The following is a 16,576-nucleotide window of genomic DNA, read 5'->3' as shown; positions in this document are numbered from 1 at the left end:
GCTATTTATGTAGTTGAGCGTTTTGTGCTTTTAATTCTTCTAGTTTTTGTTCTAACTTATCGATGATATCATCTGCCTTGTAACTCATCGTTGAAATAGCCTCATCTAATTTTCTGTCAAAAGCATCTTTCTGTGCATTGGCAGATTTAGTTAGCTCATCTTTTGCATGAGAAACTCTTTCAGCTATTTCATGACTGGTATCTTCAACTTTTCTTTTGATTCTATGACGGGTTTCAATGCCTTTATCAGGAGCGTATAAAATTCCTATTCCAGCACCAATAGCATCTCCGGTTAATATTGCTAATAAAATATTTCCATTATCGTTTTGCATAATATTGAATTTTAAGTATTTATGAAATTTATATTTCAAGATAAAATTAATCACTTAAAATTACTTGGCATATGATTTACGTCATATATGATAATAGGTAGCGTAAGTAGAAAAAGCATATTGAAACTATATTTTCATAGAAAACTAGTTCAGTAGCTCATAAACTTGCTTTGCAATTTCTAATTCTTCATTAGTAGGTATGACTAAAATTTTAACCTTAGAATCTGTGGTATTTATTTCTCTTATTTTTTTTGATCTTAGGTCATTTTTTGAATCATCTAATTGAAAATTAAAATAACCCATATCCTTACAAACCAGCTGTCGCATTAGGCTAGAATTTTCGCCAATACCTGCAGTAAATATGATGGCATCAAGTCCGTTCATGGTAGCCGTATATGCTCCTATACATTTTCGAATCCGATATGCATTCATCTCTAAAGCTAGAATACAGTTTGCATTACCATTGCTGGCTTCTTCCTCAATATCGCGTAAATCATTAAAACCGGTAAGCCCTAGCATGCCACTTTTTTTGTTCAATAATTCGTTAACATCATCTAAGCTATATCCTAAGGTATTTACCATATAATAAATGAAAGAATGATCAATATCACCACTTCGGGTACCCATTATAAGTCCGTTTGAAGGAGCGAACCCCATACTATGATCAATACTTTTACCGTCTTTAATTGCGGTAATACTGCATCCGTTTCCTAAGTGAATAGAAATTAGCTTTGTGTTTTCTTTATGCAAATACTCATTTGCTTTTTCAGATACATATTTATGACTGGTGCCATGAAATCCGTATGCATGAATTCCGTCGTTCTCATATAATTCATTAGGCAAAGCATATTTTTTTGCTTTAACAGGAACAGTACCATGAAAGGCGGTATCAAAAACGACCACTTGTTTTGCTGTGGTAAAGATTTCTTCTGCCATAACAATACCTTGCAAATTAGCAGGATTGTGTAATGGAGCTAAAGTCGATAGCTTTTTAATCTTACTTTTAACTTCTTCATCTATTAAAGTCGTCTCTGTATAATCGGCACCACCATGAACAACACGATGCCCAATAGCATCAATATCTTCGGTGCTTTTAAGTACACCAATTTCAGCATCTAATAAAAGAGAAGTAATACGTTCTAGACCGGCTTTATGACTAGCTATTTCATAAATTTTTTCAACCTTATTGGCATCGGTTTTATAATTAGAGATGGCATCTGTACTACCAATACGCTCTATGGAGCCAACGCAAATAACCTTTTTTGAAGGCATTTTTATAAGTTGGTATTTAATGGATGAGCTACCGGAATTGATAATTAAAATATTCATGAAAATTGGTTTAAAATCCTTCTGCTTGAATAGCAGTTATGATTACGGTATTAAAAATATCATCTACGGTACAGCCACGGCTTAAGTCATTAACAGGTTTATTTAGACCTTGTAACATTGGTCCGATAGCCAAGGCACCAGTTTCACGTTGTACGGCTTTGTAAGTGTTGTTTCCAGTATTTAAATCAGGAAATATAAACACACTAGCTTGCCCTGCAACTTCAGAATCTGGCAATTTACTGAGTCCGACTTTAGCATCTACCGCAGCGTCATATTGAATAGGACCTTCCACTTTAAGATCGGGTCTTTTTTCTCTAATAATTTCCGTCGCTTTTCGCACGCGGTCTACATCTTCACCAACACCAGAAGCACCCGATGAATAAGATAACATGGCTATTTTTGGTTCAATACCAAAAGCTGCGCTTGTAGCAGCCGATGAAATGGCAATTTCAGATAACTGCTCAGAATCTGGGTTCGGGTTAATGGCACAATCTCCAAAAACGGTAACCCTGTTCGGTAAACACATGAAAAATATTGAGGAAACTATAGACACACCAGGCTTAGTTTTGATAAACTGTAATGCTGGTCTTATAGTATGCTGAGTAGTATGTACAGCACCCGAAACCATACCATCGGCATGGCCTTTATAGACCATCATTGTAGCGTAGTACGACACATCTTCCATTAAATCTTTAGCCATAGCCAAGTTTACATTTTTATGTTTACGCAATTCGAATAGGGTAGTGGCGTAATCTAAAAAATGGTCAGAAGCAGTAGGGTCGATAATATTGATATCGTTGATATTTATATCAATATCTAATTCTTTAATTTTAGAAATGATCTGTTCTTTATTACCTAAAAGAGTAATAGAAACAGCATCGGCGTCGATCAGTTTTTTGGTAGCCCATAGAATACGTTCATCTAAACCTTCAGGTAAAACAATATGCTTTTTCGAAGCTTTTGCCTTTTGAAGAAGGTTATACTGAAACATTCTAGGGGTTATACCTTTCGCTTTAAACGTAATTAACTTTTCAGCCAATTCCTCGGTAGGTATATACTTCTCGAACTCTTGAATAGATGTTTGTATTTTCTCTGTGTTTTCGGCGTAAATACGTGGTCTAATAGTACCAATTTTATTGGTGACATAGAATGTACCACGAGCAACCGATAGAATAGGAATAATATCAGAAAGACCTTCTATTAATTTAATAATAGAATCTTCGGGAATAAGACCACCAGTTAAAACAATACCAGAAAGACTAGGGTAATTGGTTGAAATATTCGCCTGTAATGCTCCCAGAATAATATCTGCGCGATCACCAGGTGTAATCACTAGACTATCGCTTTTTAAATGCGTCAGGTAATTACGTAATTGCATGGCGCCAACGCTAAAACTGCCGACTTGGTTGTTTATATAATCTTCACCAAAAAGAACTTTTGCGTCAAGCTCTTGTGCGATTTCTTTTAATGTTGGGCTACCTAAAATAGTGTTTACAGGTATGGTACCGACCAAAACATCATTCGGTAGCTTTTCTTTTAATCCGTTAGAAACAAGAGTTACATTCTCTGGTTGCACTTTGTTAGCTACTATAAGAAGTACTTCAACACCTTTCTCTTTAAATGAGTCGTATGCCATATAGAGATTGCCGACCAACTCATCTAGAGTTTTGTTTTTTCCGCTTGCGAGAATTACTGCCGGTATACCTAAGTTTTTAGCAATAAGTACGTTGATGTCCCACTCAATAATGGCACCTTCTCCAGAAAAATCGGTTCCTTCGACTAAAACAAAATCGAATTTGTTTTCAATGGTTTTATACTTGTGTATAATGTGCCCTACAATTTCATCGTCTTTGTCCTTATTTTTTAACTGAACCACTTGGCTACGCGTGTATGCATAAGCCTCTTCTGGTTTCATATCTACATTAAAGTAGCTGAGAACAGTATCAATGTGGTTATCAGTTTTACCATCGGGTACATCGTCGATAATAGGTCTGAAATAGCCTACTTTGGCAGTTCTGCCTAAAAGAAGTTGCATTAGACCTAGTGAAACAATAGACTTTCCACTGTTGGGCTCTGTAGTAACAATATATATATATAGCTTTACTCACGTGTAAAAGGGATTAGTGTTTAACAAATTTATAGGATTCTTTACGGATTAGGGCTTACTATGTAAAAATCTGACACTTTAGTTTAAAGTTGATAATTCTATAGTTGTGTTTGAAGTCATGGTTTCTGCAATATTAAATATATAGATAAGCTTAAGTGCCGTATTTAAAGTGTCAAAAATACTTATGACATTCATGCTTTAAAATGACATATCTCATATTATAAACATGAGATAAGTCATTTTCACCTTTGTCGGTAACAACTACTTTTGGTTCTGTTATTAATACAGATTACCAAATGCCGAACGAAACAAAAACGAATACTAATTCTTTCTTTTTAAGTGAAGAGCGTGCTTTTCTTGACGGACCACGAAGTCGGTTTAAAGAATTGTGGTTTACGTTTAAGGTACAATATCAGTTTATTAGAGCGTTTAGAAAACTACATTTTATTGGTCCGTGTGTTACCGTATTTGGATCTGCCCGTTTTAAAGAAGATAATCCATATTATAAACAAGCAGAGGAAGTAGGTAAAGCTTTATCGGAAATGGGTTTTGCAGTAATGACCGGTGGCGGACCCGGTATTATGGAAGCTGCAAATAAAGGAGCTTACCTAAATAATGGATATTCAATAGGATGCAATATAATACTGCCGCATGAGCAAAAACCGAATCCGTATTTACATAAATGGATAAATATTCCCTATTTCTTTATTCGAAAATTTTTACTACTCAAGTACTCCTTCGCATTTGTAGTATTGCCTGGTGGCATTGGTACCTTAGATGAACTTTTTGAAGCAGTCACCTTAATACAGACAAAAATGATACAAGATTTTCCGGTGGTCATATTCGGAAAAGAATATCATAAAGAGTTATACCATCACATACAAACGATGGCTGAAAATGAAAGTATATCAAAAAAGGATATGGACTTAATGTTCTTGACCGATTCTGTTGATGAAATGAAAGAACACCTTAAGGAACATGCCGTCAAAAGATTTAAACTGATTAAAAAACCAATGCGAACCAAGTGGTGGTTTGGCGAGAAAAAGTCAGTTAGAACTACTTAAAAGCACTCTTTAAATCTCAATTCTAAATTTTAAGGAATTATATAATAGCAATACAATATGCTTAAAATCAATAGTATAAAAATAGTTTTATTCATTTTTGCCTCAGTAGTGTTTATTTCTTGTCAGTCTAAAAAGCAGGTTGATATCGGAGCTTTACAGATAGACAGTACATCAGTACTATTACCAGCTAAAGAAGCGATAAAAAAGATTGAGCGTATAAAAATTTTGAATAATATTAAAGTTGGTAGTTATTTTCAATTCATGGATTCTGTAGTGAACAGGTACGATTCTATGTTACCATATGCACTATCTGAACATCTATTGGTACGTAATAACCCGTGGATCATTGATACTTTGTCGAATACAGATTATTACAGAATGATGGCCCGAGATTCTTTTGTTTACGATCAAAAGCAAATGATTGTATTGCCAAAAGGTAGTGAGTTGATACTTCCAGATTCAATTACAGCATGCAGAATATTAGAGTCATTTTCAACCACTGAAATTGATGTTAATATTCCCGAATATAAATTGCGTATTTTTCAAGATTCTATTTTAATACACACATTTCCGGTTAGGGTAGGTCAATATCGAGAACGCTATTTAAAGTTTGGAGATCGTGTAACAGATTTAAGAACAAAAACAGGAAAAGGAACGATAGTAAGGCATGCCAAATATCCAGATTTTTATAATCCGGTAGATGGAAAACGCTTTTATGTAACCAGAAGAGATGATGGTAAAACCACCATGATGCCTCAAATACCTTGGATTGAAACTGAGATAAATAATATTAGAAATGGACAAATGATTCATCCAACTACAAACCCTAGAACCTTAGGGAAAGCATATTCTAATGGGTGTATAGGTCTTGGTGAGGGCGATGCTTGGAGGGTATATTATTATGCGCCATTAGGTACAAAACTTAAAATTAGATATGATTTAGAAACGTATGATGAGGGCATGGTTATTTCTGTGCTACGAGATGTTTATCATTTATCTAATGATAATTGAAATCAATTATTATTTAAATAACCATTTAGTTTAAACTGAGTTTAAATAATAGGTGCTTATAATTTTATTAATTTTACTAACGTGAACAAACTGTTTTCCATATTGTTATCATCGCTCATCATGCTGCAAAGCTTTGGTGTGCATTATGATGATATTGTTCAGTTAGATGAATTAATTGAGCACGCTCAATTTCATAGTGAGCAATATGGCGATAATGTAATTGTTTTTCTATCTAAGCATTATGGTGAGTTAAAGGCAGACCATCAACGTGATCATCAAGAAGAAAAGAAAGATCACGAAAAATTACCTTTTAATCATAGCGGTGCATCGCATATTTGTGTTGCCGACGTTTTTATTAATAACTACAAGTCAGAATTAAACGAAGTAGAATTTTCAGATTATTCAGACGGAAATTTCTATTACCAAGCACCATCTTCTTCACTACACTCACAAGGCATTTTGCAGCCGCCCCGCATTTCATAATACAATCGATTTTTTAATTTTTTAGTTCAGATTCATATGTATGAATTTGAGCGCTTCACATTGATTTATATGAAAAGATGCTATCACATATCATTAATTTTAGTTTAAAGAATAAGCTTATTATTCTTTTGTTTACCGTTTTTATTATTGGGTACGGTTTATTTGCACTTTCACAAATACCTATTGGGGCGGTGCCAGATGTTACCAATAATCAGGTTCAGGTAATTACAACGTCGCGTAATTTATCTACTCAAGATATGGAGCAATTCATAACATATCCGGTAGAACTTGAAATGGCAAATTTACCGGGAGTCAAAGAAATTCGTTCAGTATCTAAGTTTGGGTTGTCTGTTGTTACTATAGTTTTTGAAGATGATTTAGGTACGTATTTGCCTAGACAGCTTATTGCCGAGAAAATTGCTTCTGCTTCAGAGAAAATACCAGCAGGTTTTGGTACACCACAAATGGGACCGATAACTACAGGGCTGGGCGAAATTTACCAATATGTTTTAGAGGTAGAGCCAGAGTATAAGGACGATTATACCACGACCGAATTAAGGACCATACAAGATTGGATCGTAAAAAGGCAATTGTCTGGTATACCCGGTGTGGTTGAGGTGAACACCTGGGGCGGATTTCTAAAACAATACGAAGTTGCTATAAATACTCAAAAACTCAATGCTATGAATATCACAGCAAGTGATGTTTTTAAAGCTCTGGAAACTAACAATAGTGTATCGGGTGGCGGGTATATTGAAAAAGTAAATCAGGCATTCTTTATTCGCGGCGAAGGATTGATCTCATCACTTGAGGATATTAGAAATATTGTTATCACCACTAAAGGTGGATTGCCAATTTATATTAAAGATGTAGCTACAGTTGATTTTGGAACCGCAGTTCGTTTTGGTGCTATTACTGGTAATGGCGAAGGTGAGAAGGTATTGGGACAGGTAATGATGTTGAAAGATGCGAACTCTAAAAAAGTGATTGAAGCGGTAAAAGAACGCGTTGCCAAAATTTCAACTTCGTTACCAAAAGGCGTTTATATTAATCCGTTTTTAGAAAGAAGCGAGCTTATTGCAAAAACTACATTTACGGTAAGCGAGAACTTAATACTAGGGTGTTTAATTGTCATTTTTGTAGTCGTATTACTGCTTGGTAATTTTAGGTCAGGTTTAGTAGTCGCATCTGTAATTCCCCTGTGTTTGTTATTTGCATTATCGCTTATGTACATATTTGGGGTAGATGCTAATTTAATGAGCTTAGGTGCTATAGATTTCGGTATTATTATAGATGGTGCCGTAATTATTGTAGAATTTATAGCCTTTGAAATCACAAGAAAGCAACAGGAGATTAATAGTTTGCACAAAACAGAACAGCAGCAGCTAAAAGATGAAATCACTTTTGAAGGAGCATCTAAAATGATGAATTCTGCCATTTTCGGGCAGTTGATTATTTTAATTGTTTTTATTCCCATTCTATCTTTAAGCGGAGTAGAAGGTAAAATGTTCAAGCCTATGGCGTTGACTTTTAGTTTCGCATTAATTGGGGCAATGATTTTATGTTTTACTTATGTGCCTGTTGCAGCATCAATCTTTTTAAAACCATTAAAAGAGTCGGACAAAAATATATCTGTTCGTTTAATGAAATGGTTGAATAAGAAATATGAGCCTATTATAAACTGGGCATTACAAAGCAAGAAGGTTGTTCTGGGCATTGCGGCAATACTGCTAATTGGAGCAACAATTTTATATACGACTATGGGCGGCGAGTTTGTACCAACTTTAGATGAAGGTGATTTTGTTATTCAGCCCGTATTAAAAACAGGAACCTCATTAAGTAAAACTGTTGAAATTACGACTGAGATAGAGAAGATTTTACTAGATAATTTTCCAGAGGTTCAGCAGGTAGTCACTAGAATTGGAGCTGCCGAAGTACCAACCGACCCTATGTCTATGGAAGAAAGTGATGTCATCATAAAGTTGGCACCGAAAGGGGAGTGGACAAGTGCAAAATCTAAAGATGAGCTAGCCGATAAATTCAAAGAGGCATTAGCCATTATTCCGGGTATGGAAGTAGAGTTCACGCAGCCTATAGAGATGCGTTTTAATGAGTTGATTACAGGTGTTCGTGCAGATATTGCTATAAAAATTTTCGGTCCTGATTTAGATGTATTAGCTAAAAAAGGTAATGAAATCGGAGCATTGATTAAAGATGTTGAAGGCGCTGCAGATGTTAGTGTAGAGAAGATTGCAGGTTTGCCTGAAATGAGTGTTGATTATGACCGATCAAAAATTGCCCGCTTCGGATTAAATATTCAAGAACTGAACGATATGGTTTCTATGGGATTTGCCGGTAAGACTGCCGGTAATGTTTTTGAAGGAGAAAAGCGGTTCGATTTAGTCGTGAGATTAGATAAAGCAAAACGACAAGATATCAACGACCTTAAAAACCTGTATGTTGATTTGCCTGACGGAGGAAAGATTCCGTTAAGCGAGCTGGCAGATATCACGTATAAAAAAGGTGCTGCAAAAATATCAAGAGATGATACCAAGAGAAGAACAGTGGTAGGTGTAAATGTTCGTAATCGCGATTTACAATCTGTAGTAGATGATGTTCAAAAACTGATAAATGAAAATGTAAAATTACCAGCAGGGTATACCATTACCTATGGTGGTCAATTTGAAAATTTACAAAGTGCCCGAGACCGACTTTTAGTAGCGGTACCTATAGCACTTGTACTCATTTTTGTATTGCTATACTTCGCATTTAAGTCGGTAAAAGAAGCCCTAATGATTTACTCGGCAATTCCGCTAGCGGCAGTTGGTGGGGTATTGTTGTTATGGATGCGAGGTTTGCCTTTTAGTATTTCTGCAGGGGTAGGTTTCATAGCATTGTTCGGTATCGCAGTATTAAATGGCATTGTTTTGATTGAGCATTTCAAAGAGCTGAAAAAGTATTCTTTTGAGAGTTTAGACGATTTAATAAAACAAGGTACAAAAGACCGTTTACGAGCGGTATTATTAACAGCATCTGCTGCAGCACTTGGTTTCTTACCCATGGCAATATCTACAAATGCAGGGGCAGAAGTACAACGACCTTTAGCAACCGTAGTTATCGGTGGGCTGTTTACGGCAACCATATTGACCTTGGTAGTATTACCGGTGTTGTATTCCATTTTTGATAAACATGAAAATTCAAGAAAGCCAATTCCTAAAACCACTTTGCAAAATGGTATTGTGTTTATTGCATTGCTTGTATCTATCGGTGTAACGGCACAAGAATCAAAAAGTCAGAATCTTGATGAATTAATTCCTCTTGCTATTGAAAATAACATGGGGTTAAAAGCTGGTCGGTTAAAAGTTGATGAATCTGAAGCATTGATCAATAGCGCATTTATGTTCAATAAAACCCATGTGTATTATGAATATGATGAGAATAATCTTGCCATTAATGATTTACCACTAAAGGTATTTGGAGTTCAGCAAGATTTTCGTTTTCCCACTGCTTATTTTTCTGAAAAGAAGGTTAATAAGGTAAAGACTAGTTTGGTGCAAAGTGAATATGATATTCAGCGTAAGGCAATAACTAGAGATGTTACCAAAGGCTATTACGACTATCAAATTGCAAGAGAAAAAGTTAGAGTCTATAAAAGGCTAGATAGTTTGTATGCCAATTTTTCAAAGGTAGCAGCGAGAAGGTTTGAACTGGGGGAAACTAATTATTTAGAGAAAATAACCGCAGCTTCTAAGCAACGAAAAATCAATTTAGACTATCAACAAGCTATTCAACATGTTGCCGCGTCGTATGCCAATTTGTTGCAATTAATTCAGGCAAAAGATAGTTTGGTTATTTCCGAAGAAATGAACCTGAAAATTGACATTCAAGATGTAAATGTAGATGCTACGCCTGAGTCAGTATATTATGAGAATAACATGCAATTAATGGCTGCAGAGCGTAAACTAGAAAAACAGCAACTATTACCAGATATTAGTTTAGCTTATTTTCAAGGAACAAATTCAGAATTGAACGATAATCTTTTGGGTTATCAACTAGGGTTAAAGATTCCGCTATTATTTAGTGGTAACGCCTCTAGAATCAAGGCATCTAAAATTGCTAAGGAAAGAGCGGTAGCTGAGTCCGTCGCATATAAAATCCAGATAAAATCGAAGCAAGAAATCTTAAGGCAACAAATCGTACAGATTCAAAATTCATTGAATTATTATGAGAATGAAGGCGCTGAGCTATCCGATGAAATATTAAAAACGGCAAATATCAGTTTTAGAAATGGTGAAATTGATTTCTATCAATATATACAGAGTTTAGAAAGTGCCTATGATATAAAATTGGGCTATCTAGACAAGTTGAAAGAGTATAACCAAACAGCTACAGACATTAATTTCTTAACATTATAAATAGGGCATCATGCAAAAATATATATACAAAATAGTAACCCTTTTCATTCTCGGCATAATTTCAAGTTGTGGAGACAAGGCAATCAAATCAAATGAGAATGGCGCATCTGAAACACAAACAGATGATCGAATTCAAATTACGCAAGTACAATTCGACCAGAATAAAATGGAGATTGCTAGTATGACTGAGAGTGATTTTCCGGTAATGGTCACGACCTCTGGTATGATAGATGTGCCACCAGAAAATAGGGCAGTGGTAAGCGCAACAATGGGTGGTTATATTAAAACCACACCTTTATTAATAGGAGATAAAGTACGTAAAGGGCAGTTGTTGGTTACTATTGAGAATCCGGAGTTTGTTTCCTTACAACAACAATACATGGAGGTCAACGGGCAGTTGAGTTATTTGAAGTCAGAGTACGAACGTCAGCAAACAATGGTAGCGGAAAATATAACATCAACAAAAAGCTTTTTAAAAGCAGAGAGCGATTATAAAACAGGAATAGCAAAGTATAACGGACTACGAAAGCAACTAGGTATGTTGAATATATCACCAGAACAAGTAGAAAAAGGAAATATAAGTTCGGTAGCCTCAATTTATGCACCTATTGAAGGTAGTATTACAAGCGTAAACGTTTCGAAGGGTACCTATGTTTCTCCGGCAACTTCAATTATGGAGATTATTAATAATGATCACATTCACTTAGAACTTTCGGTTTTTGAAAAAGATATTATGAAAGTAAAAAAAGATCAGGAAGTCGTATTTAGAATACCAGAAGCTTCAAAAGAGGTGTACAAGGCAGAAGTCCATTTGGTAGGTACCTCAATAGGTGAAAATAGAACGATAAAGGTTCATGCACATATAGAAAATGAAGATGACGCTAACTTTCTAACTGGTATGTTCGTAGAGGCGAATATTATTACAGAAACATCGAAGCAAATGTCGCTGCCGTCTGATGCTATTGCAGTGGTTGAAAACGAATCGTTTGTACTGCTTTTAGAAGAGAAGAAAGGCGATACGTATTATTTTAAACAAGTACCTATTAAGACCTTAGGGAGTTATAAAAATAGGACTTCGGTCAGTATTTCATCAACTTTAAAGCAAGATGCACAATTTTTATCAAAAGGTGCGTTTAGCCTGATAGGGGAGTAGGTTAAAAAATATATGCCTTAAAAGAAAGTTATTGGTATAATAGTTGACTTAGTATGAGTTCGTTAAATGCAATAAATATGAAAAAATATATAGTATTACTGTTATTTGCAGTAGCAAGTGTGAGTTCAATAACAGCTCAAGAGTGGAATACAGATTTTATAACAGCAAAAAAGCTTGCTAAAACGAATAATTTACCAATTATACTTGTGTTTCAAGGTTCAGATTGGTGTGCACCTTGCATAAAATTAGACAGAGAAGTTTGGTCAACAGATGAATTTAAAGCCTATGCAAAAGAGCATTATGTTATGTTACAAGCAGATTTTCCTCGTAGAAAGAATAATGCATTACCAGAAGAGCAATTGAACAAGAATAAGGCACTGGCTGAAAGGTATAATAAACAGGGAATTTTTCCTTTTGTGGTGGTTATGAATGCCAATGGTGAGGTTTATGGTGAAACCAGTTACAAGAAATTGGAACCCAAAGACTATATCAAAGAATTAAATTCATTTAGAAAATAGATTGAAGAAACTAACTCTCATAATATTATTTTTTTCTATAGGTATACTGTATGCCCAAGAGCCCTATAAGCGAACCCTTAAATTAATGGGTAGCCGTTTTGATATTACCGTTGTAGCTAAAGATCCTGTCGAAGGCGATGAGTATATTGACATGGCAATCAGTGAAATAACAAGAATAGAAAAGCTGATTTCTTCTTGGGATCCAAACTCGCAGACATCAGAAATTAATAGAAATGCAGGTTTGAAGCCGGTAAAAGTAGATGCAGAATTATTCAATTTGATAAAAAGAGGAATAGGTATTTCTAAGCTAACTGATGGGGCTTTTGATATTAGTTATGCCTCGATGGATAAAATTTGGAAGTTTGATGGTAGCATGACAGTTATGCCTTCAGAAGATTCCATTAAAGCGTCTGTGGCTAAAGTAGGCTATCAGAATATAATTTTAGATAAAGAGAACCAAACTGTCTTTCTGAAGTTAGCCGGAATGAAAATCGGTTTCGGAGCCATAGGTAAAGGGTATGCTGCAGATAAGTCAAAAGATTTGTTGAAATCTAAAGGCGTGGTTGCAGGAATCATAAATGCATCTGGTGACATGAATACCTGGGGAAAACAGCCCGATGGTAAAGAGTGGAAGGTTGCCATTACCAACCCTATGGATAAAAACAAAGTCTTTGCGTTATTACCAATTACAAATGGGGCAGTGGTAACTTCAGGTAATTACGAGAAGTATGTGAATTTTAATGATGTAAGATATACCCATATAATTGACCCTCGAAGTGGATATCCGGCAACGGGTATTATTAGTGTTACCGTATTTGCTCCTAAAGCAGAATTAGCTGATGCGTTGGCAACATCGGTATTTGTTATGGGTATAGAAGTGGGCTTAAATCGTATCAATCAATTACCAAAAATAGAATGTATAATAATAGACGATAGAGGAAATATTATAACATCAAAGAATATAGAAATAGAGAAATCATGATGAAGAAGGTTTTAATTTTTGCCCTCATAGCAGCTTCTTTTAGCAGCTGTACGGTGTTGAAAGAGTACGAGAAAATTAATATTAATGATCCAGATATGGTTTTGCAAGATAAAAAAGCAGATCGCAACCTGACAACAATGCATTCGTATAGGGAAGCAGCTGTAGGTGCAAATGGAGGAAAAACTGGTGGTGGCTGTGGCTGTAATTAATTTAAGAGACAATCTTATACCGATGAAAAATAGTAAAACAATATTTTCAATCATAGCCTTTCTTATCTTTTCTATAAGTTACGCGCAACAAACTCAAGATTCTGTAAAGACCTACAAAAAGCGTGTATTAGAAACTACCGAAGTAGATTTCTTGACAAGTTATTATTCGCAAGATGGTGACAATGCTGCGGTAAGTGGCGGTTTAGGAACAGAAGACCTAACAGATTTTACAGGCACATTTGTGGTGTCAATACCATTGAATGATGATGATGTTCTAACCATAGATGCAGGCGTTTCGGCATATACATCGGCTTCTTCAAGTAATGTAGACCCTTTCGATAGTGGTCAACCAGCTGATCCGTTTGTAGCAAGTTCTGGTGCTTCAAGTTCTGATGTATGGTCAAATCTTACAGGTTCGTATAGCCATAGTTCAGATGATAGAAACACAATCGTGTCAGGTAAACTATCGGTCTCTTCAGAATATGATTATTTCTCTTTAGGTTTCGGTGGTGGATTAACGAAGCTATTCAATGAGAAAAATACTGAGGTCAGTATAAATGCCAATGTTTATTTAGATAAATGGAATGCCATATATCCATCAGAACTCAGACCTTTCGCAAGTGGAGCAAATGGTTTAGCTAATGGTCTTTTTACTAATAATACAATAACAGGCAATACGAACTATGCCCCAATATTCAATGAGTTTTCTGATGAATCAAGAAATTCTTATTCCGTCGCATTCGGATTTTCTCAAATCCTAAGTAAAAATTTACAAGGATCTTTGGCGTTAGATTTTGTACAACAGCAAGGATTGCTATCTACTCCGTTTCAACGTGTTTATTTTAGCGATGTCGCAGACTCTTTTATAGATAATTTTCAACTGGCAGATGCCATAGAACAGTTACCAGATAGTCGATTTAAGGTGGCTGCCGGCGGTCGTTTAAACTGGTATATTAATGAAACGTTTGTAGTAAGAACCTTCTATCGTTATTATTACGATGATTGGGGTATCAACTCACATACGGCAAGTGTAGAGGTGCCTATTAAGCTTACCGATAAGTTTACAGTTTATCCATCGTATAGATATTATCAGCAATCGGCAGCAGACTATTTCTATGGTTATGAAGAAGCACTTTCTACAGATACCTTTTATACGTCAGATTATGATTTGTCGAAATACTCGGCAAACCAATTTGGGATGGGAGTTTCTTATACAGATATTTTTACAAAGATGCATATCTGGAAACTCGGACTTAAAAGTATTGATTTAAAGTTCTATAAATATGATAGAGATACTACCTTTAGTTCTAGTATCGTAACCGCAGGGTTTAAGTTTGTGATGGATTAAAACTAACGATTAAAAAGAAATGAAAAGCAGGTCTATAGACCTGCTTTTTGCATTTAGATAATAGGTTTAATTTTTGAGTTGTTCAGAAATAACCAAAAGAAATAGTTAACTTTTCAAGCATATTAAGCAGTAATAAAATTTGATTTTGATGGAGTTGAGAAAAGAATATGACCTTATTTGTGTGGGTGCGGGTATCATGAGTGCTACATTAGGTTTATTGGTAAAACAATTAAAGCCAGATCTTAATGTGCTGATCGTTGAACGATTAGATAAAGTAGCACAAGAAAGTTCTGCAGCTTGGAACAATGCAGGTACAGGTCATTCTGCATTATGTGAATTGAATTATACGCCAGAAGATGAAGATGGTCATGTGAACATAAAAAAGGCGATAGACATTTGTACGCAATTTGAAACCTCTAAACAATATTGGTCTTTCTTAGTGGCTGAAGGACTTATTAAAAATCCAAAATCATTTATTACTCCGGTGCCACATCACAGTTGGGTAAAAGGACCAGAGAATGCAGATTACCTTGAAAATCGGTATAAAGCTTTTAAAGAGCATTTTATGTTTGATACCATAGAGTTTACCAGAGCGGCAGATAAAATGAAGGAGTGGTTTCCGTTAATGATGCATGGCAGAACTGCAGATGAGGTTATGGCTGCTTCTAGAATTGATAGGGGAACAGAAATGAATTATGGTTCGCTAACCGAGCAATTGTTCGATATTCTAGAAAAGGAGTATGATACTAAGGTGTTGTTCAATACCGAAGTAGAAGATATTGATCCTGATCATGATGTAGAGTGGTTGGTGAAAATGGAAAATCTAAACACAGGTGTTAAGAATACTGTAGATGCCGAACATGTATTCATTGGCGCCGGTGGTGGTAGCTTGTTATTATTACAAAAAGTAGAGATTGATGAAAAGGATGGTTATGGTGGTTTCCCGGTTAGTGGGGAGTGGCTAGTATGTAAGAATCCAGATATAATTAATCAGCATAATGCTAAGGTTTATAGCAAAGCAGGTATTGGTGACCCACCAATGTCGGTACCACATTTAGATACAAGATTTATCAACGGAAAAAGAGAATTATTATTCGGTCCGTTTGCAGGGTTTAGTCCAAAGTTTTTAAAAGAAGGCTCGAATTTAGATTTATTAAAATCCATCAATTTTGATAATATACCTTCTATGTGGGGTGTGTTTTGGCACAATTTACCGCTAACGAAATATTTGGTAGAACAAGTAACCATGAGTTTTGAAGATAGAATGGATTCGTTAAGGGCGTTTGTGAGAGATGCCAAAAGCGAAGATTGGGAGATATTGGTTGCTGGTCAACGGGTGCAAACAATTAAAAAGGATGAATTTGAAGGTGGTTCGTTAGAATTTGGTACACAGCTAGTAAGTAGTAAAGATGGTAGAATTACCTGTTTATTAGGTGCGTCGCCTGGTGCATCTACATCGGTAAAGATTATGTTAGACGTACTAGAAAAAGCATTTCCAGAATTAACATCATCTGAAAAAGGAAAAGAACAGTTGAATAGAATGGTGCCTTTTTATAAAAAAGAAGTGACCAAAGATTTGTTTGATAAAGAACTCACGCGAGTAACCAAAGTTTTAGAGTTATAAAC

At 35.4% G+C, this 16,576-nt stretch carries 13 protein-coding genes; 10 read left to right on the top strand and 3 right to left on the bottom strand.

Going from position 1 to position 16,576, the window contains the following annotated elements; genetic code table 11:
• Nucleotide 1 precedes the first annotated feature (1 nt).
• From ACPF9A_RS01855 to pta, 3 genes are all read right to left on the bottom strand, one after another.
• Nucleotides 2-331 (bottom strand): YtxH domain-containing protein, encoded by a 330-nt coding sequence (locus tag ACPF9A_RS01855; protein WP_424001133.1) that lies wholly within the window; start codon nt 329-331, stop codon nt 2-4.
• A 144-nt stretch (nt 332-475) separates the two neighbouring features.
• A complete protein-coding gene (locus ACPF9A_RS01850) occupies nt 476-1,660 on the bottom strand; it encodes an acetate/propionate family kinase (RefSeq protein ID WP_424001131.1) in 1,185 nt (394 codons plus the stop codon).
• Between the two features lie 10 nt (nt 1,661-1,670).
• Nucleotides 1,671-3,752: a phosphate acetyltransferase gene (pta, locus tag ACPF9A_RS01845; protein WP_424004399.1), complete on the bottom strand. Its 2,082-nt coding sequence runs from the start codon at nt 3,750-3,752 to the stop codon at nt 1,671-1,673.
• 311 nt (nt 3,753-4,063) lie between these two features.
• Between pta and ACPF9A_RS01840 the strand changes: the two genes are divergently transcribed.
• From ACPF9A_RS01840 to mqo, 10 genes are all read left to right on the top strand, one after another.
• The gene (locus ACPF9A_RS01840; protein ID WP_424001129.1) at nt 4,064-4,831 is read left to right on the top strand and encodes a TIGR00730 family Rossman fold protein; all 768 of its coding nucleotides are present in this window, start codon (nt 4,064-4,066) and stop codon (nt 4,829-4,831) included.
• Between the two features lie 57 nt (nt 4,832-4,888).
• Entirely contained in the window at nt 4,889-5,842 is a 954-nt protein-coding gene (locus tag ACPF9A_RS01835) for a L,D-transpeptidase (RefSeq protein WP_424001127.1), read from the top strand.
• Nucleotides 5,843-5,923: 81 nt separating this feature from the next.
• Nucleotides 5,924-6,325 (top strand): hypothetical protein, encoded by a 402-nt coding sequence (locus tag ACPF9A_RS01830; protein ID WP_424001125.1) that lies wholly within the window; start codon nt 5,924-5,926, stop codon nt 6,323-6,325.
• Nucleotides 6,326-6,402: 77 nt separating this feature from the next.
• Entirely contained in the window at nt 6,403-10,740 is a 4,338-nt protein-coding gene (locus ACPF9A_RS01825; RefSeq protein ID WP_424001123.1) for a CusA/CzcA family heavy metal efflux RND transporter, read from the top strand.
• Between the two features lie 10 nt (nt 10,741-10,750).
• Nucleotides 10,751-11,893 (top strand): efflux RND transporter periplasmic adaptor subunit, encoded by a 1,143-nt coding sequence (locus tag ACPF9A_RS01820; RefSeq protein ID WP_424001121.1) that lies wholly within the window; start codon nt 10,751-10,753, stop codon nt 11,891-11,893.
• A 77-nt stretch (nt 11,894-11,970) separates the two neighbouring features.
• Entirely contained in the window at nt 11,971-12,411 is a 441-nt protein-coding gene (locus tag ACPF9A_RS01815; RefSeq protein ID WP_424001119.1) for a thioredoxin family protein, read from the top strand.
• Between the two features lies 1 nt (nt 12,412).
• Nucleotides 12,413-13,393 carry an FAD:protein FMN transferase gene (locus ACPF9A_RS01810; protein WP_424001117.1) on the top strand — a complete coding sequence of 327 codons (981 nt, stop codon included), beginning with the start codon at nt 12,413-12,415 and terminating at the stop codon, nt 13,391-13,393.
• Nucleotides 13,390-13,602, top strand: a complete 213-nt coding sequence (locus tag ACPF9A_RS01805) for a DUF4266 domain-containing protein (RefSeq protein WP_073245492.1) — start codon at nt 13,390-13,392, stop codon at nt 13,600-13,602. Before ACPF9A_RS01810 ends, ACPF9A_RS01805 begins: the two co-directional genes overlap by 4 nt.
• A 22-nt stretch (nt 13,603-13,624) precedes the next feature.
• Nucleotides 13,625-14,950, top strand: coding sequence for a DUF3570 domain-containing protein (locus ACPF9A_RS01800; RefSeq protein ID WP_424001115.1), 1,326 nt, complete (start codon nt 13,625-13,627; stop codon nt 14,948-14,950).
• Between the two features lie 148 nt (nt 14,951-15,098).
• Nucleotides 15,099-16,574, top strand: a complete 1,476-nt coding sequence (mqo, locus tag ACPF9A_RS01795) for a malate dehydrogenase (quinone) (RefSeq protein ID WP_424001113.1) — start codon at nt 15,099-15,101, stop codon at nt 16,572-16,574.
• Nucleotides 16,575-16,576: the final 2 nt, after the last annotated feature.

Source organism: Maribacter sp. IgM3_T14_3 (genome assembly GCF_049603095.1).
Lineage (GTDB): Bacteria > Bacteroidota > Bacteroidia > Flavobacteriales > Flavobacteriaceae > Maribacter.
Note: the sequence above shows the minus strand (reverse complement) of the source record. Positions and strands in the feature narration are given on the sequence as shown.